Here is a 22,531-nt window from a genome sequence, read left to right on the forward strand (position 1 = left end):
GCTTTCACTCCTACCTTACTTACCGCTTAATTCAACTGCTCGATCATATACTTGTTGTCCTGGTAGTCCTTTATCTTCCACATGATTAATCCAGTTTTCAATGGTTGGATTAATAAACTCGCTCCACTCTGCTAATTCACCATCACTTAATTCGTACACTTCGACCCCTTTTTCTTTCGCTTGGTCTACAGCATCTTTTCCAAACTGATCGAAAATTTCTCCTGTTTTAGTAGCCATTCTTTCTCCAGCTAGTTCTTTAATTGTTGATTGATCTTCCTCACTTAATTCATTCCAAATGTCTTCATTCATTACAACAAACATCGTTGTAGAATAGAAGTTTCCAACTGTTGCATAATCGATCACTTCATCTAGTCCCCACGTTTTTACTGCTTCCCACGGGGCAATTGTTCCATCTACAACACCTCGTTCTAATGCTTCAAAGTTTTCATTCATCGGCATCGACACAGGAGTTGCACCGAGTGCCTCAAGCCATTCACTCGTTTCTGGAGATGGTGAACGAATTCTCATGCCTTTTAAATCTTCCATACTTTTCACTTGCTTTCCAACTGTGTATAGTTGGCCAGGATCTGTCGTATAAAGCCATAATGGTTCTGTTCCTGCATACTCATCATCAAATTCGTCAAATTCATTAAATAGTTCCCACAAATTTTTGGAACCTTCCACTGCTGATTCAGACATAAAAGGAAGCTCCATCACAGAAGTTAACGGGAATTGATTCGGTGTGTAACCGTGTACACTTAAGGCAAAATCTACTGAACCTGTAGCTGCTGCATCAAAATGTTCATCTGGAGCAGCTAATGACGCTCCTGGGTAGGAAGTAATTTTTATTCTACCATCTGTCGCTTCTTCTAATTCTTCACTAAATGCCTGAACTTCCTCTTCCATAAAATGTGTAGGTGGGAAAAAATGCGAAAAATCAAACTCGTATTCTTCCCCGCCTCCGCTACTATTTTTATCATTACTAGATTCTTTTGATTCCGCTGCATCGTCTCCACCACTACAAGCCGCCAAAAATATAATTCCTGCGATCGCTAACAATAAAAAAAACTTCATTTTATCATGCATTTTCATGTTTTCACTCCTAGTGTTCAAATTTTCTCTTTTAGTAATGTTTTCTTTTTTGGATAATTTTCACTTTTAAAGCGTTTTCATAAAAGTTTAAAATAAGACTCCCCCTTTTAACTCATTCATAGGTATTATCATATATCATACCATATATGTTATCAAGTGTTTTATCAACACTTTTTATATTTCATTCAAAGCATTTTATTGAAAATGCTCGGGTAAAATACTTTTAATACAAGGAATGATATCTTTTGCAATAATATATCTCTTCATATATATTATGTATATGATTACTAATAAAAAATTAAACAAAAGACAATATGCATACCAAGTAATTAGATCGAGAATTCTTGAAGGAGTCTATGTGCCAGGGCAACGAATTGTCATCGACCAAATCGCAAAGGAGGTTAATTCCAGTCATATACCCGTCCGTGAAGCGATTCATCAATTAGAGTCTGAACAACTAATTGAGTATGAACCGAATATTGGTGCCATTGTGAAAGGAATAAATGATTCACTTTATATGGACACATTACAAGTATTAGCTTTATTAGAAGGTTATGCGACTGCATTAAGTGCACCCCATATAAATCAGTCAGGAATTCAAAAGTTAACTGAAATAAACGAGAAAATGAGTGAGCATTTACAAAATTACGAGTTGGACAAAATAGCAGAATTAAACCGAGCGTTTCACTTTTTTATTTATTCTTATTGTCCAAACGAACTACTCATTACAAACATTAAAGAAATGTGGGAACGATTAGATGTCGTTCGTCACACTGGCTTCCGGTTTTTCCCTAAACGGACACCCCACTCTATTGAAGAACATAATACGATCATTCAGTATTTAAGTGATAATAAGAGTGCAGATGAGATTGAGCGATACACGAGAAACCATAAATTGAATACGTTGGAAGCTTTTAAACATCGTAATGATGAAAGGTAGAAAGAGGCCGGGACATAACTAAAACGTCCAAATCTCAAGACGAACAATGCATTATCTTAGCGGTGGAAATATACGTAGACTCCTGCGGGAAGAAAGGCATCGGTGAGACCCCACAGTGCGCTAGCACGAGGAGGCTCACCAGCCGCCCGCGGAAAGCGAAGTATATTTCCAGAGCGGGTGATATGCAGCTACCATTGTTCGGGTTTTTCTTTGGTGAAAATACTTTTGTCCCAGTCTCTTTCTTTTTTTTCATGCTCAATACAAATAGTTTCTATTCGTTATTTATATCGTAAATGAATATTATTTTGTTTATAAGTAGGTCTTGTGAACTCGTATACTTCCATTGACAAGGCTACATATCGTTTAGCAAAAACTTCACTAAAATGTGCTTTTATCGTAGCGAATAAATTATCACAAACACTTTTTATCTGTTCTTCCGATCTTCCGCCTCCGAGCTTAAGGGTAGCGTGGACAAATGCGTCATCTTCCGCGCCATCTGCAACACAGTAATCATGTAACTCAATGGCTCTTGAACGTAATCCACCAATTGGAATAATGTCACGATGTTGTAATAAAGAATCATTTGCTTTTTTTAATAGCTGTGGAATGTTTACGTCTTCCTTTATGTTATCAGTATACTCAATAATTAAGTGTGGCATAGCTCACACCCCTCCTAACAAATTAGTCATTCTCACCTACAATCGTATTCACAAGCTTTCCAATTCCTTCTACTTCTGTAATTACTTCATCTCCTACTTTCGTATCAACTGATCCTTTTGGTGTACCAGTTAAAATGAGGTCATTTTCATTTAACGTCATAAAGGAACTTAAATATTCGATTAACTCAGGAATTCCGAACACCATATCTGCAGTAGTTCCCTCTTGTTTAATCTCACCATTAATATATGTTCGTAATGTTAAATTCATCGGATCTGCAATATCTTCCTTATCGACAAACCAAGGTCCAATTGGTGTGCATGTATCACGATTTTTCACCCGTAAATTCGGGCGGTAATAGTTTTCTAGATAATCACGAATCGCATAGTCATTGGCAATTGTATATCCTGACACATAGTCATACGCGTCTTCTTTTTTAATATTTTTCCCAGTTTTTCCAATGACGACGGCGAGTTCACATTCATAATGCATAAACGTTACATCACTTGGACGCACAGTATGTCCACGGTGTCCGATAAAAGTGTTTGGTCCTTTTAAAAAGACTAACGGTTCTTTCGGTGCATCAAATGAAAGTTCTGCAGCATGATCCGCATAGTTTAAGCCTAGTGTGAAGACTGTTTGTGGTTTGACTGGTGGTAACCAAACAACATCTGCTTCTTCGACCATTCGTCCATCATTCAGTTTTACTTTTCCATCTACTTCTATTGCATCTTGAATTAAACCGCCGAAACTAACGCGTGCACGTTTCATACTGTATCTCCTCCGATTACGTCTTGTTCACTCATTACTCTATTTTCAATTTTACCGATTTGTTCAATTTCAACTGTTACTAAGTCGTTCGCTTTTGCGAGCGGTGCGTTTTCAGGAACACCAACTAATAGCACATCACCTTTATAAAGTGTCATATAATCTGTTACATCTGCGATTAACTTTTCAACAGAGCGAATGAGATTTTTCGTCGTATTTTCTTGGTTTACTTCTCCGTTTATAGAAACTGTAATACGTAAATCATTTGCGTTATCAACTGAGTCTCGCGAAACAATCCACGGCCCAATTGGACAAAAACCATCACGAGCTTTTTCTTTTACCGCTGGACGGTGCACACTCTCATGTGGAATACTTACGTCATTGACAACTGTATACCCAGCAATATACTCTTGCACATCCTTTTCCGAAACTTTTGTCGCCGTTTTGCCAATGACAATTCCTAGTGCTGCACCTATTTCTAACGCTTCAACCTGTTCAGGTAATGGGATTGGTTTTCCACTACTAATAAACGTGTTTTTTGGTTTGATATATAATACTGGTGCTTTCGGTGGGTTTTTATATGGCGCTTCCTTCATAGCTGGCTCAAGTACCTCAAACGCCCCTTGATAGTTTAAAAGCGTACCATAGATTGTCCCGTTTACTGGCACGTCTACTGGCAATGCATCTAATTCATAATCAATACCTTGAATTTCTACTGTCCCTTGTTCATTTACTTCCCCTTCAAGTACTTGTTCAATACCGCGCAGCTTTAACGTTACTTTTTGCATGAACAATCAACTCCTTCATTTAAAATCTTCAATAATCTAGATAAAATATTTTCGGAAATAGTAGAGCGACTACGAATGCGATGTGCGAACTCAATCAGAAACGATGGTTCTCTCACGTCGTCAGAAAGAGGCTGGGACAAAAGTGTTTTCACCAAAGAAAAATCCGAACAATGGTAGCTGCATATAAACCGCTCTGGAAATATACTTCGCTTTCCGCGGGCGGCTGGTGAGCCTCCCGTGCTAGCGCACTGTGGGGTCTCACCGATGCCTTTCCTCCCGCAGGAGTCTACGTATATTTCCTCCGCTCAGATAATGCATTGTTCGTCTTTAGATTTGGTTGTTTTAGTTATGTCTCAGCCTCTTTCGTGAATGGTTAACTCACTACTGGATTAATCCCGTATTTTCCACAATAGAATGTGAGTGGTTCTCCTTCTGTCGATGCAATATCGATTACTTTACCGATAAACAATGTATGGTCACCAACAACATAAGAAGTGTCTACATCACATACGATGGAAACTAACGAATCTTTAATGACAGGAATCTCTTGAATAAAACCGAAATTGATTTCTCTATCTTCTTTCGTTTGGCCAGCAAAATGCATGGAGATATCTTGCTGACTTTCACTTAAAATATTGACTCCAAATTGATTTGATTGTTTAATTTGATCAAGCATATTTGCCCGATTATCTATCGATACAGTAATAAGTTTCGGATTTAAGGATACGGACATAAATGCATTTGCTGTCATGCCATGAATATCGTCTCCTACTTTTGATGTAATTACTGTTACACCCGTTGCAAATTTCCCCATCGCATTTCGAAACATACGATCATCCATATTTTGTCTCCTCCTTATTTTTATTCGTCTATGTGTTTACTTAGGGTCTGCTGAACAACTAAATTACTTTCCATCCTACCGTTGTCTTCCGCGAAATGTACAATGCTTTTTAGCGGGCACGGCTTCAGCCTTCGACGCACAATGTTTATTGCGACGAGTAAGCGCAGTCGCAGGACGTGCTAGTGCGGGTGTTGCGACATGGACGTCGCGTACTTAACCCGCCTCGGAAGAAAACCATTTCCTGCGGGGTCTTCAAACTCGTGCTTTTCCCGCTGGAGTCAGTCACTTTCGCTCCAGACAACTAGATTAGTTCATTACATGTGCAAAGGTTTTTTGGTAAAACAGACAAAACCCTTGCACTTTATATCGAGAGAAACTATACAAACTATTGGTTTAGATGGGATTTCTGTTTATTTAGTAGACCCTACTTAATGAAGAAAAATATTATTTCTTTATACTAGTACAGCGCTCTTCACTGCTAATCTATTTAAAAACGCTATCTTCAGTGCTTGATCGTTTGGATTTTCATATTCATCAATACGTAATTCATTTTCTACATTCGGTTGAATCGTTATTTCACCGTAGTAAGTACCATGGTCAATTAATATACTAACTTCATAGGTACCTTGTTTCGGTAGAATATATTGGTGATGAATCTCTACATTAAATACATTTTCTTCATCAAATTTCTTCTTTACACGTGCATGAACTTCATAATATTCTCCTAAAAAGTGAGGAACTAAATCAACATTCCCATCATAAACTAGCCTTTTTGTTTCCGTAGAGCCAATTTTTGTATTTAAAAATGTCTTTTTCGGTATGACTGTTACCCCAAAATCACCTTTTTGAGACATTTTCTTAAGTAAATCCGTATTTCCTTGTGCTTTACATCCGAACGCAAAGTCAAAACCAACGACGACATGATTCGTGTTTATCCCAGTAATATACGTATGGATAAAATCCTTCGGTGGAAGAGAGGCAAACTTTTTATCGAATTTCATTACGAACAATCTGTCTATTCCACATTGAGCAATTTTAGTTATTTTTTCTTGTAAAGGGGTAATATATTTTCTGTTTTTCTCCCCTTTAATCACCTCATCAGGATGAGGACTAAATGTTAAAGCTGAGCATAATATTCCATTTGCTTTTGCATGCTTTTTAGCACGCTCAAACAACTCCTGATGTCCTAGATGAACTCCATCAAAAAATCCAATTGCCATTACATGGGGTTCGATATCTTTTAATTTACTGGTATGGTCTAAATAAATAACTTCCATTTTTGCTCTCCTTCCACCTATGTTCATCCATTACATCGTAAAGTCTGGTTTATATAACGTAAGTTTTGCTTTTTCTTGTTTAACTTCTTCACCGGTTATGACGTGTAATAACGTTGATGCTTCATCAAACCAACTATCTGGTGCTTCATGTCCCCAGAACGTTTGACGTGTTTTATCGTGTACACTCCAGCGTTTCGGTTTAAAGTCTCCATCACCTGTAAAGTAATCGCCAAAGTATAACTCGATTCGGTGTCCGTCTGGATCACGTAAGTATAGGAAAAACGCATTCGATAACCCGTGGCGACCTGGCCCACGCTCAATATTATCAGCCATCCCCATCGACGCTAACACATCACATGCATGAATGAGTGCGAGTGGATCAGGCAACCAGAAACCTACATGGTGTAAAAGTGGTCCATCTCCATTCATAAATGCTTGGTCATGAACATTACCTTTACGGTGTGTCCAAATAGCCCATAATTTACCTTCATCATCTTCTGTGTATTCTGAAGCTCTAAAACCAAATTCCTTATGATAAAAGTCATATGCTTTTTGCACATCAGGTACTAGACAGTTTAAATGATCAATACGCTGAATTCTTGCTCCTTTATATAGATCATAACGTTGCATTAAACTATCAACATGTTCCATTTCAGCATAAAATTCTAGTGGCAGCCCTGAAACATCTTGCATACGTATAGCGCGACCAATCGCACGTTGTTCTCCTTTTTCAACCCATTTATATGGAAGATTATTTGCCTGTGCAACTTGTTCAATCTTATCTAAATCTGAGTCATCATATACTTTATAACTAATTACCTCTACGGCCGGTTTAGCTGCCTTTTTTAATAAAAGACTATGGTGTCCTTGTTCTTCATATCCACGTAAATAAATATGATTATCATCTGACTCTGTTTCATATAAACCTAAACCGTCCACATAAAACTTTCTTGACGCTTCTAAATCTGTCACATGCAGAACTGCTCTACCTGTTCTTGAAATATTAAAACTCATTCTTTTTCCCCCTAACCTTATCCTTTAGTTTATTTACTTGGTTGTTTTCTTACTTCCTTTAAAAAGTCAGTAACACGCTGTTTATATGGTTCTTTTTCAAACTTATCAAAATAAGTCATTCCCATACGAACGGGATCTCCAAAGAAATAGTACTCATAATGGTTTTGTCTCGAACCGAACGCACTTGCAGTTAAATCCCAAGCTAAACGGAACAATTGAACACGCTCGTAACCATTTAAGTTTTTAGACTGTAATCCACGATCAATAATTGGTCCAATATCTTCATTTAAAAAGTCTGCTTCTGTAGGAATACCTGTTAAACCAGACGCAGCAAGGACTCGAATAATTTCAGTGAGTGATGGGTAAATACGTGGGTACCAGTTTCTTGCAGCATCTAATGCAGCAAAATCAGGATTCATCGTCCCGTATTTATCCAATTTTGCATTATGTTCTGCACGATATAAATGAGAACGCATTGTTTCTAACGTAATCATAATGTCGCGACCTTTGTCTTTTACATGTTGGAACTGGTCAATTCCAATTGCATCCATAATACTTAACGCTACGCCTAAAATAAATTCCGTTTTCACGACTGCTTTTGATAATACTTGGTGCGACATATGGGTAACTGCATTCGTTTCTCCAAATGTACGGTTACAAATCGATGAATTACCACATACGAAAACTTTATCCCAAGGAACAAACACGTTATCAAACGAAATGATTGTGTCCCCTTCTTCATAGCGTGATGATAATGGATAATCCCATTTATTATCTTTATAATCCCAAGGCTCTCGGCTAATATGGGTTACCCCTGGAGCGTTATTCGGTACGACAAATGCTAATGAATAAGGATCATCTAGCTCGCCAGCTTTTTTAACTGTGGACGGGAAAACTAACGTTTCATCCGTTATTGCTCCTTGTGTTGCTAGTAAGCGAATTCCATCGACAACAATTCCATCTGAACGTTCTTCTACTAAATGAAGCGCAACATTTGCATCCTTTTGCTCATGCTCAGCTTTTGAACGATTCACTTGCGGGTGAATAAGTGTATGGGTCAAACTAATATCATTTTCACGTGCATATTCATAATAATCACGGGCGTTTTTAGCAAAGCGTGGATCCGACTCTCCGAATAAATCATTGTTCATTCCCATGGCCATTACTTCTGCGTTTAAGTAGTCCGGTGCGCGTCCCATCATTCCGTTATGGGATCGTGCCCACTCTTGAATTGCTTCCCTTCTAGCAACAAGGTCATCGATTGTTGTCGGATGTAAAAATGTCATCCCTACTTTGTCACCAGTTGTTGGAGATGTATATAACATTTTGTCAGCCTTTTCATGTTGAAGATCATAAAGTTTTGCCATTGAATCAATCACATTTTTAAAAGCTGGGTGTGTCGTAACATCTTCGACTCTTTCCCCATTGGCATACACATTATTTTTCGCTTTTTGTAGTCTTTCTTTATACTGTTTACCAGTTTTCGCTCCCATGATAAACTTCCTCCCTAAAAATCTTTATTTTTTAAAAAATGAAATCGCTTTAGAGTTAAAATGAATACCCTCATTACAACTCAAAATGTATCTTAAACATTACAGTTATCTAAAAATTAGCTATAATGAAAATGTAAACGATTTCTAATTTCTATTAATCTTATTATCATATATGTTATTATATATGTAAAATATTAAAATTGTTTGTTTTGTATATGAAAAACATATACTAGGAGGGTTAATTAGGATGAATTTAAAGCAACTACGATATTTCTATGAAATTGCGAACGAGGGGCAAATCACACGTGCCGCTAAAAAGCTTCATATTGCCCAACCTCCATTAAGTCAATCTTTAAAAGCGTTAGAGGATCGTTTAGGTGTTATATTATTCGAAAGAAACGGACGCAGAATGGAATTAACAGATGCAGGTGCTGTATTATATGAAAAAGCGAAAGAATTATTTTATAAAATAGATGAAACGATGATAGAAGTAAAAGAAACTGGCAAAGGGGTTCGTGGTACATTATCAATCGGTTGTAACAAGTCATGTTTTTCTCGGATCCCGAAAACGATTCGTACGTATCAAGAAAAATATCCACAAGTGAAATTTAAATTATTAGAAGGAGATTCCTATTTTTTAACGAAACAATTAGTGGACCGAGAGATTGAGGTTGCTATTATTCGGCTGCCAATCGATATGAATGGATTTTCTTATTTGCGCTTGCCAGAAGAGGAATATGTTGTCGTTATACCGAATAATTGGATAAATGAACCGGATAAAAAAATGATCTCTATTGAAGAACTTGTCGAGATCCCTCTCCTCTTACTACACCGGATCAGAGGGGTTGGACAATTTGAACTTATTATGGACAAATTCCGTGATAAAGGTTTAACACCTAATATCATTTGTGAATCTCCAAATGTTGATATGCTTTTGGGGCTTGTAACGGAAGGGCTAGGTGCAACTGTTGTTCCAAAATCTACTTTATTAAAGCATAATACGAGTAATGTAAGTGTTCTGCATATTGAGGATACACATATCGTTTCTGAATCAGCTATTATTTGGTTAAAAGATCGTTATCTTTCCAAAAGTGCAGAACGATTTATTGAATTGTTCAACTAAACTTCTTTCCTGATAAAGTGATGGAAAACACGATATGAGCGGATTCTGACAATAGTGCGTCTTGACCGATTAGGTGGCGCTTCTCTGGGGTTATATGGCGCTCCCTCGAGATTAGGTGGCGCTGCTCCGCGATTAGATGGCGCTTCCTCGAGATTAGGTGGCGCTGCTCCGCGATTAGATGGCGCTTCCTCGAGATTAGGTGGCGCTGCTCCGGGGTTATATGGCGCTTCCTCGAGATTAGGTGGCGCTTCTCTGGGGTTATATGGCGCTTCCTCGAGATTAGGTGGCGCTTCTCTGGGGTTACATGGCGCTTCCTCGAGATTAGGTGGCGCTTCTCTGGGGTTATATGGCGCATCTCGCTAAATTATGTAGCGATTCATTGCATTTTGCGCAAATGCGCAACCAACACAATAAATGTAAGCACCATTTTAACATGAGCGTTCGATAAGCCAATTTACAAATGAAAGCAGATCTGGAAAAGACAAATCTGCTTTCGCATTTCCTCGTCGATTTCCGACTAATACCGTTTTGGTACCTGCTCCTTTCCCTGCTTCAATGTCTGGTTTTCGATCGCCAACCATATAGCTTTTCGCTAGATCGATTTGATGTTTTTTGGCAAGTTTTATAATCATTTCAGGTTTAGGTTTCCGACAACGACATTGTGCATCTGGTTTATGGGGGCAAAAAGCGATATCTGTTATTTTAGCATCAAAAGCAGCTAGTTCCGCCAGCATTGTTTCATGTACTTTTTCTAAAGCAGCTTTTTTCATATAACCTAACCCAATTCCTCCTTGGTTTGTTACAACAAAAACTAAAAAATGCGCATCATTCAATTTTTTAATTGCTTCACCAACCCCATCGAGTAAATAGAAATCGGTTGGTTTGTTGACAAATTTTACTCGGTGGCTTAATACTTCATTAATGACACCATCACGATCGAGAAAAATACCTTTATTCAACTACAACACCCTTTATTTAATCTAAAACGAACTTAGGAGGCAACTAACATGAACAATCGGCAAAAAGTATTATTCAATCAACTACAAACCTATCGAAACGAAATATTAGATGTCATTGACGGTATGACTGACAAAGAGGCAGAATTCATACCAACCGGATTTAATAATAATGTTCATTGGAACTTAGGTCATATTTATCTTGATCAATATTTATGGATTCAAGCTTTAACAAAGGAAAAAATGGATATTCCGAATATCTTCCATTCTTCCTTTGGATTCGGTACTTCGCCAAAAGACTTTACAGCCGAAACTCCTTCGATGATTGAATTGAAGAAACTATTGAGCAAACAACCAAACGACATTCAACAAACGTATGGAGATAGGCTAGATGAACCATTTCCACCTATTGATATGGAAATGTGTACGCTTGAACAAGTGTTAATCCGAACTATATTCCATGAAGGGATGCATCTTCAGGCAATCATGGATATTAAAAAAAGTTTATAGTGAAAGACTCCCCCCCTTGAGAAAGCTAATTTCAAAAGGGGGGCTTGTATTAATACGGCTCTGCATCTTTTCCTTTTTCTACGGCTTGTTGTGGCGCTTTTTCTGCATCACTATATCCCAGTGGATTGTAGCTTGACCCATCTTTTTTCGCTTTTGCTAAACCTTCCCGTAATCTACGTCCATACGCTTCATCCGCTTCTTCTGCTAATGTAATCATTTTATCTTGTATACGCGGGTCACATTGAGACAAATCTCCAACTAAATTAGAAATTAGTTCATCTTTTTCCCAATCTTGAAAGCGCCGATACGTTTCACCCGCTTGTTTTGTATTACTCGTCCGCTCAATCGACTCACGCACCAAGTTCCCTTCTATTTTTGGTGTATATTCTTGTCCCATTTGCTCCGCTTCCTTTAGTCCGCCTAAAACAGACGGTTCATAATTGATATGCGGATTTTTCTTCCCTCTTGCCTCGGGTTCATGGCGCATCATACCACCTTCTTGGTTTGTTGCTACTCGCTTTTTCGCTGCATTAATTGGTAGCTGTAAATAATTTGCTCCAACTCGGTACCGTTGGGTGTCCGAATATGAAAATGTTCGTCCTTGGAGCATCTTATCATCTGAAAAGTCAAGCCCATCGACAAGAACCCCTGTTCCAAATGCAGCTTGTTCTACTTCAGTAAAATAATTTTCTGGATTTTTATTTAACACCATACGTCCAACAGGAAGCCACGGAAATTGATCCTCTGGCCATAATTTCGTGTCATCTAAAGGATCAAAATCTAGTTCGGGATGAGGACCATCTTCCATGATTTGTACGAATAATTCCCATTCCGGGTATTCTTCCCGTTCTATTGCCTCATATAAATCCTGTGTTGCATGGTTAAAGTTTTTAGCTTGAATTTTTTCAGCCTCTTTTTGAGTTAAATTTTTTATTCCTTGTTTCGGCTCCCAATGATATTTAACAAGAACCGCTTTCCCCTCCTTGTTCACCCATTTATACGTATTCACCCCTGACCCTTGCATCATTCGATAATTCGCCGGGATTCCCCAAGGTGAATAGATAAAGGTAACCATATGAAAAGATTCTGGAGAATTTGCACAAAAATCAAAAAAACGCTCGCTATCTTGATAATTTGTGACTGGATCAGGTCTAAATGCATGGATCATATCGGGAAATTTCATTGCATCTCGGATAAAGAAAATTTTTAAATTATTCCCGACTAAATCCCAATTTCCATCTTCTGTATAAAATTTAACTGCAAATCCACGTGGATCACGAACTGTTTCAGGGGAATGATTTCCATGGACAACCGTCGAGAATCTAACAAAAACAGGCGTTTTCTTTCCCTTTTCTTGAAATACTTTTGCCCGCGTATATTTGGAAACTGGTTCATCTCCTGCAGTTCCATATGTTTCAAAATAGCCATGTGCCCCTGCCCCACGTGCATGAACAATTCTTTCAGGTATTTTTTCACGATCAAAATGACTAATCTTTTCGATAAAATCATAGTTTTCAAGGGTTGCTGGTCCACGATTTCCAACGGTTCTTATATTCTGATTATTTGTGACAGGATGTCCTTGTCTCGTCGTCAAGGTGTCATCATGTTCAATATTTGTTTCGTAATCTGAATGTTCTTTTGTCAATACCATCATCCTTTACAAACGTAATTATCGTTAACGAGTAATTCCATTTTTTATACTTATACTTTATCCAATAAAGTTACAACCATTCATCTACTTCTAACTTTTTCATGTATAAATGTATTTAATTTGCTTTTCATCTTACTTATTCAAAAAATTATCGAATTAAATGATTGACATTCTAATTAAATCTGTGATACATTTATCTCGAATTAGAGATATTTTATTTAAATGTAATATTACTAATGAGTAAAGTAAATAATATAAACTATTTATTATACCATTCGTAACCGAGTAACATATAAATTAAATTTCATGACATCAATTAAATGGAGGATAAAAAATGAATCATGTAAAAGGAATCCACCACGTAACAGCAATTACAAGCAATGCAGAGAAAAATTATGAATTTTTCACTTATGTTTTAGGGATGCGATTAGTGAAAAAAACAGTGAATCAAGATGATATCCAAACGTATCATCTATTTTTCGCAGATGATAAAGGGTCAGCTGGAACAGATATAACCTTTTTTGACTTTCCAGGTATTTCAAAGGGAACACATGGAACGAATGAAATTTATAAGACAGCATTTCGAGTACCTTCAGATGTTGCATTAGACTACTGGGTTAAACGTTTTGATCGTTTAGGAATAAAACATACAGGGGTTAAAGAGTTATTTGGTAAACAAACATTATCATTTGTCGATTTTGACGACCAACAGTACCAACTTGTTTCAGATGAAAATAATAAAGGCATCGAACCAGGGACTCCTTGGGAAAAAGGACCAATACCATTGGAATTTGCCATTATTGGACTAGGGCCAATTCACATTCGTGTCGACCAATTCGATTACTTTAAAGAGTTTCTTGAAAAAGTGATGTTATTCAGAGAAATCGCAAGTGAAGGCTCGCTTCATTTATTTGAAGTTGGTGAAGGTGGTAATGGTGCCCAAGTCATTGTGGAATATAACAATGTATTACCACCGGGACAACAAGGTTTCGGTACAATACACCACGCAGCATTTCGTGTAGAAAATACAGAGGTATTACATGAATGGATGAACCGTATGGAAAGCTTTGGATTTGGCACTTCCGGTTATGTGGATCGATTTTTCTTCGAGTCATTATATGCTCGCGTAGCACCTGGTATTTTATTCGAGTGGGCTACCGATGGGCCGGGTTTTATGGGGGATGAACCGTATGAAACTTTAGGTGAAAGGTTATCTTTACCACCCTTTTTGGAAGATAAACGTCAACAAATTGAAGAGATGGTCCGCCCTATCAATACGATTCGCAGCACAATTGAATTTGAAAAAGAATACGAATAAAGCTTATAAAAAAATGAACCCATATTGCTACGTTCGTTAAATAAAAATGTTCATTTATTTGAGTCAATTTCTTCTATAATCATTCCATAAATCCGGACATGACATATTAAAAATTTCAGTATCTAGGTATTTAACTACCACCTAGAGTGGAAACCAATAACTAATCCGTTGTCCGGATTTTTAACTGAAATATTAAATGACGAAATTGATTCATAGTATCACTATTTTTTGACTGAAAAACTTATGAAGCTAAAAAAGAATGTTCGGTTGTACAGAAGTCTCTATGTAAAGGAGCGAAATCAATGAACAAGATAGCGGGACACCATCACATTTCGATGGTGACAAAAAATGCGCAACTAAATAATCGGTTTTATCAAGAAATACTTGGATTACGTCGCGTAAAAAAAACAGTCAATCAGGATGATCCTACTATGTACCATTTATTTTATGGAGATTTGACAGGTAGCCCAGGAACAGAATTAACTTTTTTTGAAATGCCTATGGTTGGCAGTACACACCGTGGCACGAACGCGATTACAAAAATAGGCTTATTAGTATCATCGTACGATAGTTTGGTTTACTGGAAAGAACGTTTTTCTACATTACATGTTAAGCACAGTGATATTACCGCTTATGCCGGGCGAGAAGCACTGCATTTTGAAGATTACGAAGGGCTTCGTATGGTACTCCTTAATAACCGTGGTGAGTACATTCCTGAACATTGGAAAGCTTGGAAAGATTCAGGTGTAAAAAATACACATCGTATTTTAGGGATGGGGGCTATTGAAATAACCGTACAATCCTTACATAGTTTAGCAAATACGTTGGAGCAATTATTTGGCTATGAACGTGTTTCTCCTACAACGAATGAAGCTATTTATCAGTCTGTTAAAGGGCAGGCTTTTGGTGAAATTGTCATTGTTGAAAAAGACGGTCCCAATGAAAGACCCGGAAAAGGAAGCGTGCACCATTTAGCCATTCGCGTAAAAAATAGCGAAGAACTTCGGGTATGGTACGAGCGAATAAAAGATTTTGGTTTCACTGTAATGAAAATAACCGATCGTTTCTATTTTGAAAGTTTATATTTTAAAGAAGAGAATGGAATCGTATTTGAACTTGCTACAGATGGACCAGGATTTACTGTTGATTCATCCGTAGAAACACTTGGACAAAAATTAGACTTACCCCCCTTTTTGGAAAGGAAACGAGCGGAAATCGAAGCACGGTTAGCACCTCTTGATTAAAGAGGGAACAAACAAAATGGATGAAAAAAAAGTCTTGTTTTTTCTAGACGTTGTTCTAAAGCTAGTTCGGTTTAGTCTTTTTGTTTACTATGGTAAAATTAATTTAAAATATAGTGCAAGAGGAGTGATTGAATGAATTACATAACATTAAACAATAACGTAAAAATGCCACAACTTGGTCTTGGTGTTTACAAAGTTTCTGATGAAGCGGCTATTGATGTGATATCAGCTGCTATAGAAACTGGGTATCGTTCCATCGATACTGCCCAGTTTTATGAAAACGAACGTGGTGTTGGTGAAGCGGTAAGACGAAGTAATGTTGCGCGTGAAGATCTTTTTATTACGACAAAAGTATGGAATAGTCATCAAGGTTATCATAAAACATTAGCAGCATTTAATGAAAGTATGGAAAAATTGGGACTTGACTATCTTGATTTATACTTAATTCATTGGCCCACTCCAATGTATGATCGCTTTGTGGAAACATATAAAGCATTAGAAAAGCTATATAAGGACGGGCGGGTAAAAGCAATTGGAGTAAGTAACTTTCATCAAGAACATCTGGAACGCTTATTTGATGAGTGTGAAATAAAACCCGTTTTAAATCAAGTGGAATGTCATCCGTACTTACAACAGAAAGACTTAAAAGCTTTTTGTAGTGAGCACAATATATTCATTGAATCGTGGAGCCCACTTGCTCGTGGTGGTGTATTAGAGGATGAAGTGATCAAAGCAATTGCACAAAAACATCATAAAACAGTTGCCCAGATTATACTACGCTGGCATATCCAAGAAAATTCCATCGTCATTCCAAAGTCTGTAACTCCTTCACGCATTCGAGAAAATTTCCAAGTTTTTGACTTTACATTAGATAAGGAAGATATGGAGCAAATTGCATCCATCGATCGTAATGAACGAACTGGTCGTGACCCAAATGAAATGGATATGTTATAATTAAAAATCCCAAGAAAACTTGGGATTTTTAATATCTATTTAAGTCATTTCTTTCTAGTTAATTGTAAAATTAATAACTAGTTGTGACCGTTTAATTTATTTCACCATTTTAACCCACAAGTTACTGATATTGTCATCTTCCCTCTACTATTCTCAACTGAAGATTCATATTTATTTTTCTATTTCTAAATCAAACAAATTATTTAACGATTCACTCATTACTGGGTGGTTGAAGATATGATCTCTCAAATCCGTATAAAGCCACTTATGATCGATGGCAATTTTTACGATATTGATTAATTCTTCGGAACTGTGACCGAATAACGAAGCGCCTAGTACTTGTCCTGTTTGCTTGTCAACGATTCCAGTAAATAATCCCCTTTGGTCGTTCATAATATGTGAACGAGGGATGGATGAAACTGGCATATTATTGACAACAACCTCATACCCATCTTTTTCGGCAGATTCCTTCGTATGCCCAACTCGTGATAAAGGTGGATCAACAAATACAGTATAGGGAACATTATTTCGCTTTTTCATTGAATATGTTTTATCCCCGAAGAGTTGGTTTATGATGATCCGAGCATCATCAAACGATATATACGTAAATTGCATGCCACCTTTTACATCACCAACAGCCCAAACATTGTCAACTGTCGTTTGTAACTTGTCGTTGACTTGAATGGCTTTCTCATCCGTTAACATAATCTTTGTATTTTCAAGATGGAGATCTTCTACGTTTGGCTTTCTACCAGTAGCAATTAATACGGCATCTCCTTTTACTTCATCCTCATTTGATAATTGTAACGAAATAACTCCATTTTCTTCCTTCACCTTTTCAACTTGCTTGCCAAATAGAAATGTAATTCCTTTATCCTTTAATACTTTTTCTACTTCTTGCGCGATTTCAGGTTCCTCATTAGGAATTAATGTATCTTCAGGCATCACAACAGTTATATCTGAACCGAAACTAGCATACATAGAGGCATACTCAAGTCCGATGTAGCCACCACCAATAATGACTAGCTTGTCAGGCAGTTCTTCACTGTTTATTAATGAAGTACTCGTGTAGACATTTTTTACATGTTCAATACCTTCAATTGGCGGAGTGTTATTTACTGCTCCCGTATTAATAATAATATGTTCTGCAGTAACTATTTCTTTCGTAGAATTTGTCACAATCTCCACTTCTTTATTTGCGACAAAACGTGCCTCACCATCATATATAGATAGTTGATCTAGCCCATATAAAGATTTGTATTTATTTTCACTCATCTTTTTGACAAGCTTATTTTTTCTTTCTACCGCCTCTTCATATAAACTATCATGTAGGCTGTCATGAATAAGTGTCTTTGTTGGGATACAAGCGATATTAATGCAAGAACCACCAAAAATATGATGATCTTTTTCAATTAACGCGACTGTTTTTTTACGTTTCGCACATTCAGTCGCTATTTTAGCACCAGCTGTTCCCGAACCAATGATGATGACGTCAAACTTTTTCATAATCATTCCACCTTTCACGATTTTTCTCGTATAGTAACTATACCCAGATCCATCTTAGTGAAACATAAGTGAAAGGGGCTTTAACTTATTATAAAATTTCATCTCGAAACGATTCATCACTTAATAATTTCAATTCAAATTCATTTAAACTATTTGTTAATTTAAATCCTTCATACCATTTCAAGTCATCAAAGAAAATGACTATTTCAAATTTATTTCCTTGTTTATCTTCGGCAAAAATGGCATCGGTTAAAATGTACTGGGTTGAGCCACCTTTTTTCCCAGCTCTTTTTAACCATTGTTGATTTGTTTCATTTTCCATGATCATTCCTAGTGAATATTCTAATTCCTCTTGTGCAATAGGAGGAAGTTCCTCATTATTAATCATCGCCATTAGCTTAGCATACTCGGAGGTCGTTGATTTAATAAAGGTTTCAGAGAACAATAAATCAAAGTCTTCGTCCCACCATTCTAAAACTTCCGCGTTCTCTTTATAGGTTTCTGCATCGTTTGTTAACTTTTCATTAATCATACTAGATATTTCGATCCAATCTTCATCACTCATATCGTGCATTGCTTGAATAATCTTGTCTTTTCCTTCCTCGATCGATTTGTCGGGATAATCTCTCATTTTCAGTTCATAAGGAATGAAAAGTGCAGAAGTAAAATAAAATAAAGGTGTATGATCTCGTATGCCCAATTCTAGCATTCTCTGTTCGATATTCTCCAATCCTAATTTTTTCATTAAATATTCTGTATTCGCATTGGAACTGAAGGCAATCATTCCCCTAGTTACTTCTTGTAAGGGAACTCTATTATTCTCAAGATAAGCATTTTCACCCAAAAATCCCACCCAAGCTTCATGAGCACCACCGTCTAATTTAGGTACATAATATTTCTCTAGTTCATCTAAATCAACTTGTTCTTTCGGATCAAGTTTCCCCTCTTCCACTTGATAAGCATATTCTAAAGCGACAACTATTTTTACCGTACTTGCTAAAGGCATCAATTCATCTGATCGTACGTCTAATTTCGTCTCTCCATTTACATTAAATACAACAGAAGATGTCATTTTTTCATCCTTTATTTTTTTCCAAACGTAATGAGCATTCGCTTTGTTTAACCAAAAGCCAAGTCCAATGATCGAGATAATAATGAGGCCAATAATCACACCGAAAATAGTAAGATATTTTACCAAAGCAATTCTCCTCTTTCATTCGTTAATATGTCAAAAAACCTATATCAAAAAAAGCATTCCTATGTCATAATAAAATCACCATAATTGGTAGGGGGGCTTTCTTTGAATAGTAAAATGATCCAAACTGGTTATTTATTAGGAGTTAGTTTAATCCTTGCAAGCATTCTTTATTTTTTTGCTGCTAACTGGCAAGGGTTTGAACGATTGACAAAAATTATGTTAAGTATTGGGCTTGTCCTTCTATTTTATGGACTGCATTTTTTAGTACGAAAAATAGGTAACCAGCAATATTTTTTAAGCGATTGGATGTTAGTTGCAGCGAGTGTTGTTTTCGGACTTTCTGTAGCACTTATTGGACAAATATATAATTCCCATGCAGACAGTTATTGGCTATTTCTCGTTTGGTTCGTTCCCGTATTCATCTTATCATTGATTACTAAATATGTACCATTTTACGTGTTCAGTTTCATTTTGGCTCATTTAGCCATCTTTTTCTTTTTATCACCTTCCACATATTTTGCTTCCTGGACTGACTATGAGCTATTTGGGTTCATTTTTACTGTAGCACTATTAAATGCTGTCCTTTTTTATCTCACCTATCGTACGATTATTTCGACTAAAACGATTCTCTATATGGCATTTATTATGTTTCATTCCATGTTTATTTATTTAACGATAAACAATGAATTACCTTTTGATTTTTTAAGTAATCTTTTCTATATTGGTATTTTCATCGTCAGCTTTTATTATTGGTTTAAAGTGAAGCTCCATCGACCTCTTTTAATTTTGACAGGATTGTTTGCCACATTCTACGTCTTACAAAAAGGGTTTTATTGGATGTTTCTTTATTATGGTATGTGGATGTTGCTGTTCTTTTTACTTATTGCCGCGCTACTCGTTTTCTTAAGCGTCATTGCCGTTAGCTTTTTAAAAAAGGGGAAGAAAAATAGAATTCTAACACAATTAGTTACAATTATTGTAACGATTATTGCGACATTGTTTTCGACACTCGCCATTTCTGGACTATTTTTCATCTTGTTTCCTCAGGCGACAGCAGACGTATTATTTTTCTTTTCGATATGCGCCCTAATTGCGCCAGGTTTATTTACAAAATGGCCTATCCAAATCAAATATACCCTTTTATCTACGGGCTTTTTACTAGCAATTGGAGCCAGCAGTTTTTCAATAATCATATACAATATTATTTTATTGATCTTACTTGGTGCTGGTATCTTTACTGTACCTATGCGAAGTATGAAAGTATTTTTATATATTCTAGCAAACATTGTATTTGGTTCCATTTTATCAGAGTGGTTTGAAGTGCATGGGATTTTTCTTGGTTTACTCTTCTTTAATGTACTTTACTATATGGCACAAAAGAAAGAAATAGCGACTAAATATAGTGCATTCATCATCGGTTTGTTTGCTTTTCTAACGTTGACAGTTTTAGATGTAGAAAATTGGCTAAGTATTATCTATAACTTCACTTTCTTTTTAACAGTTACCATTCCAATCTTTACGATTAAAATGACAACAAGACGTTGGGAGTGGACGACATGTCTTATTTTCTGGTTTCTATTTATCGCTTATAAGTATTATGAATATTTATGGTTGTTAATCCATAAATCAATCTTGTTTCTCGCCCTTGGCATCATTATCATCAGCACGACCATTTATTTTGAGCGAAAAAGGGCGAACCCTACTGTAAGTACAAAGCGAATTCAATATAAGACTCCGTTTCTGATTAGTCTTATATTATTACAACTTGGCTTTATTAGTTACCAATCGTATACAAATGAAACATTATTAAAAGAAGGTGAGTTAATTAAGTTAGAATTAATGCCTATTGACCCTCGCTCAATGCTGCAAGGTGATTATATTATATTACGATATGGAATTACTGAAATGGAACAAACAGACGATTATCGGCTTTGGAATAAAAAAATAAAAGTTGTACTTAGAGAAAATAATGGGATCTATGACTATGCAGGTTATTACCAAATAAATGGAGAATGGAATAAGCCGTATAATGAGGAACAAGGTGACATCATGATAAATGGAAAATCAAATGGGCCAAACGAAGTAGTTTACGGGATTGAAAGCTATTTCGTCCCTGAAGGAACAGGGGTAGATCTTCAAAATGAAGTTGAATATGCCTATGTCCGAGTAGGGAAAACGGGAAATGCGATCATTGAATATATTGAATAAATATGTTCAGAGATGACAGTAAGAAAAAAACCGGGCAAAATGCGTCCCGGTGCTTTTCTGTCCTCTAAAACTAGAGCATATCCACCCGAAATTTCATAGTAGGAGCTATTCGTGACTGAAAACGGGAAAATTCACAAAATCGGTTACGATTAACACCTACTCGTGACCAGAATCCAGAACGAAGATGCGCCATATTATCGTGCAGATGCGACGTATAACCGCGAAGATGCGCCATATTATCGCTGAGAATCGCCAATTAATCATGGAGATGCGCCACTTTAAATTGGTCAACTACATTTTAATCTTATTCATGAACGATTTATAAGCTACCTGTGATTCGATTTCTAGTCCACTAGCAGCATTTCTTGAAAAACTATGTTCTACAATAATGATAACGACAAATAGTAAAATAGAAATAATGACGATCGACCATAAGCTAATATTAATTATTTTTCGCTTATTCATTCTATCTACTCCTTCATTTCATTTTGCTTAGTATAGGCCTGTTTTTCCTTACACGATTGTTAATTGGTATACTATACGTTTTTAAGCGCATTTTAGAACCACATTTGAACCATTTGAAGCCTTTTATCCATTTGAAATCGTTTCAATAGTATGATACGTTATTGATATCGGATCACGATATTGAGTTACGATATCAACTATGAAAGGAGGAATAGAGATGGAGGATCGAATACTTAGGAAATTATTTCTAGGTTTTATTCAAATACATATTTTACATCATGCAAGTGAACATCCTATTTTTGGAGTATGGATGGTAGAAGAGTTAAAAGAGCATGGTTATGACATTAGTGCCGGAACATTGTATCCGATCCTACACAACATGGAAAAAGATGAACTTTTACTAAAAGAAGAGCGTAATGTCAATGGGAAAATAAGAAAATATTATACGGCTACAGAAAAAGGTGAACAAGTCCTCGTTCATGCACGAAAAAAAGCGTATGAACTATTTAAGGAAATAAAAGAGTAGAG

21 protein-coding genes are annotated in these 22,531 nt (G+C 36.5%); 8 read left to right on the forward strand and 13 right to left on the reverse strand.

Features of this window, described 5'->3' with window-relative positions:
* Positions 1-15 precede the first annotated feature (15 nt).
* Positions 16-1,092 carry a TRAP transporter substrate-binding protein gene (locus DFR56_RS16815; RefSeq protein ID WP_110396618.1) on the reverse strand — a complete coding sequence of 359 codons (1,077 nt, stop codon included), beginning with the start codon at positions 1,090-1,092 and terminating at the stop codon, positions 16-18.
* 280 nt (positions 1,093-1,372) lie between these two features.
* On the opposite strand from DFR56_RS16815, the gene DFR56_RS16820 reads away from it, so the two are divergent.
* Entirely contained in the window at positions 1,373-2,032 is a 660-nt protein-coding gene (locus tag DFR56_RS16820; RefSeq protein WP_110396721.1) for a GntR family transcriptional regulator, read from the forward strand.
* 278 nt (positions 2,033-2,310) lie between these two features.
* Here DFR56_RS16820 and DFR56_RS16825 read toward each other — a convergent pair whose 3' ends face one another.
* The 7 genes from DFR56_RS16825 to hpaB all read right to left on the reverse strand — a co-directional run bounded on the left by DFR56_RS16825 (position 2,311) and on the right by hpaB (position 8,870).
* Complete coding sequence (locus DFR56_RS16825) at positions 2,311-2,691, reverse strand: 5-carboxymethyl-2-hydroxymuconate Delta-isomerase (protein WP_110396619.1); 381 nt, start codon at positions 2,689-2,691, stop codon at positions 2,311-2,313.
* Positions 2,692-2,713: 22 nt separating this feature from the next.
* Positions 2,714-3,460, reverse strand: a complete 747-nt coding sequence (locus tag DFR56_RS16830) for a fumarylacetoacetate hydrolase family protein (protein ID WP_110396620.1) — start codon at positions 3,458-3,460, stop codon at positions 2,714-2,716.
* A complete protein-coding gene (locus DFR56_RS16835; RefSeq protein ID WP_110396621.1) occupies positions 3,457-4,245 on the reverse strand; it encodes a fumarylacetoacetate hydrolase family protein in 789 nt (262 codons plus the stop codon). The genes DFR56_RS16830 and DFR56_RS16835 overlap by 4 nt, the downstream gene beginning before the upstream one ends.
* A gap of 373 nt (positions 4,246-4,618) precedes the next feature.
* Complete coding sequence (locus DFR56_RS16840; protein WP_110396622.1) at positions 4,619-5,086, reverse strand: flavin reductase family protein; 468 nt, start codon at positions 5,084-5,086, stop codon at positions 4,619-4,621.
* A 452-nt stretch (positions 5,087-5,538) separates the two neighbouring features.
* Complete coding sequence (locus tag DFR56_RS16845) at positions 5,539-6,363, reverse strand: FAD synthetase family protein (protein ID WP_158525686.1); 825 nt, start codon at positions 6,361-6,363, stop codon at positions 5,539-5,541.
* A 30-nt stretch (positions 6,364-6,393) separates the two neighbouring features.
* Positions 6,394-7,377 carry a 3,4-dihydroxyphenylacetate 2,3-dioxygenase gene (gene hpaD, locus DFR56_RS16850; RefSeq protein WP_110396624.1) on the reverse strand — a complete coding sequence of 328 codons (984 nt, stop codon included), beginning with the start codon at positions 7,375-7,377 and terminating at the stop codon, positions 6,394-6,396.
* Positions 7,378-7,406: 29 nt separating this feature from the next.
* The gene (hpaB, locus tag DFR56_RS16855) at positions 7,407-8,870 is read right to left on the reverse strand and encodes a 4-hydroxyphenylacetate 3-monooxygenase, oxygenase component (protein ID WP_110396625.1); all 1,464 of its coding nucleotides are present in this window, start codon (positions 8,868-8,870) and stop codon (positions 7,407-7,409) included.
* A 247-nt stretch (positions 8,871-9,117) separates the two neighbouring features.
* Here hpaB and DFR56_RS16860 point away from each other — a divergent pair, with 247 nt between their 5' ends.
* Positions 9,118-9,993, forward strand: a complete 876-nt coding sequence (locus DFR56_RS16860) for a LysR family transcriptional regulator (RefSeq protein WP_110396626.1) — start codon at positions 9,118-9,120, stop codon at positions 9,991-9,993.
* 428 nt (positions 9,994-10,421) lie between these two features.
* Here the strand turns inward: DFR56_RS16860 and DFR56_RS16870 are convergent, their stop codons facing one another.
* The gene (locus tag DFR56_RS16870) at positions 10,422-10,952 is read right to left on the reverse strand and encodes a D-glycero-alpha-D-manno-heptose-1,7-bisphosphate 7-phosphatase (protein WP_110396628.1); all 531 of its coding nucleotides are present in this window, start codon (positions 10,950-10,952) and stop codon (positions 10,422-10,424) included.
* 48 nt (positions 10,953-11,000) lie between these two features.
* On the opposite strand from DFR56_RS16870, the gene DFR56_RS16875 reads away from it, so the two are divergent.
* Positions 11,001-11,459: a DinB family protein gene (locus DFR56_RS16875; protein ID WP_110396629.1), complete on the forward strand. Its 459-nt coding sequence runs from the start codon at positions 11,001-11,003 to the stop codon at positions 11,457-11,459.
* Positions 11,460-11,508: 49 nt separating this feature from the next.
* Here DFR56_RS16875 and DFR56_RS16880 read toward each other — a convergent pair whose 3' ends face one another.
* On the reverse strand, positions 11,509-13,104 hold the full coding sequence (locus DFR56_RS16880; protein ID WP_110396630.1) for a catalase: 1,596 nt from the start codon (positions 13,102-13,104) through the stop codon (positions 11,509-11,511).
* Positions 13,105-13,444: 340 nt separating this feature from the next.
* On the opposite strand from DFR56_RS16880, the gene DFR56_RS16885 reads away from it, so the two are divergent.
* The 3 genes from DFR56_RS16885 (at position 13,445) to DFR56_RS16895 (ending at position 16,626) form a co-directional block, all read left to right on the forward strand.
* The gene (locus DFR56_RS16885) at positions 13,445-14,428 is read left to right on the forward strand and encodes a ring-cleaving dioxygenase (RefSeq protein WP_110396631.1); all 984 of its coding nucleotides are present in this window, start codon (positions 13,445-13,447) and stop codon (positions 14,426-14,428) included.
* A 302-nt stretch (positions 14,429-14,730) separates the two neighbouring features.
* Positions 14,731-15,672 carry a ring-cleaving dioxygenase gene (locus DFR56_RS16890; RefSeq protein ID WP_110396632.1) on the forward strand — a complete coding sequence of 314 codons (942 nt, stop codon included), beginning with the start codon at positions 14,731-14,733 and terminating at the stop codon, positions 15,670-15,672.
* Positions 15,673-15,804: 132 nt separating this feature from the next.
* Positions 15,805-16,626, forward strand: a complete 822-nt coding sequence (locus DFR56_RS16895; RefSeq protein WP_110396633.1) for an aldo/keto reductase — start codon at positions 15,805-15,807, stop codon at positions 16,624-16,626.
* A gap of 171 nt (positions 16,627-16,797) precedes the next feature.
* On the opposite strand, the gene DFR56_RS16900 is transcribed toward DFR56_RS16895, so the two are convergent.
* Positions 16,798-18,132, reverse strand: a complete 1,335-nt coding sequence (locus DFR56_RS16900; protein ID WP_158525687.1) for an FAD-dependent oxidoreductase — start codon at positions 18,130-18,132, stop codon at positions 16,798-16,800.
* An 88-nt stretch (positions 18,133-18,220) separates the two neighbouring features.
* Positions 18,221-19,330: a serine hydrolase gene (locus DFR56_RS16905; protein WP_110396635.1), complete on the reverse strand. Its 1,110-nt coding sequence runs from the start codon at positions 19,328-19,330 to the stop codon at positions 18,221-18,223.
* Between the two features lie 102 nt (positions 19,331-19,432).
* Between DFR56_RS16905 and DFR56_RS16910 the strand changes: the two genes are divergently transcribed.
* Entirely contained in the window at positions 19,433-21,538 is a 2,106-nt protein-coding gene (locus DFR56_RS16910; RefSeq protein WP_110396636.1) for a GDYXXLXY domain-containing protein, read from the forward strand.
* A gap of 291 nt (positions 21,539-21,829) precedes the next feature.
* Here the strand turns inward: DFR56_RS16910 and DFR56_RS23065 are convergent, their stop codons facing one another.
* Entirely contained in the window at positions 21,830-22,003 is a 174-nt protein-coding gene (locus DFR56_RS23065; protein ID WP_158525688.1) for a hypothetical protein, read from the reverse strand.
* A gap of 217 nt (positions 22,004-22,220) precedes the next feature.
* On the opposite strand from DFR56_RS23065, the gene DFR56_RS16915 reads away from it, so the two are divergent.
* Positions 22,221-22,529, forward strand: coding sequence for a PadR family transcriptional regulator (locus DFR56_RS16915; RefSeq protein WP_110396637.1), 309 nt, complete (start codon positions 22,221-22,223; stop codon positions 22,527-22,529).
* Positions 22,530-22,531 lie beyond the last annotated feature (2 nt).

The organism is Pseudogracilibacillus auburnensis, assembly GCF_003201975.1.
Taxonomy (GTDB): Bacteria; Bacillota; Bacilli; order Bacillales; family Amphibacillaceae; genus Pseudogracilibacillus; species Pseudogracilibacillus auburnensis.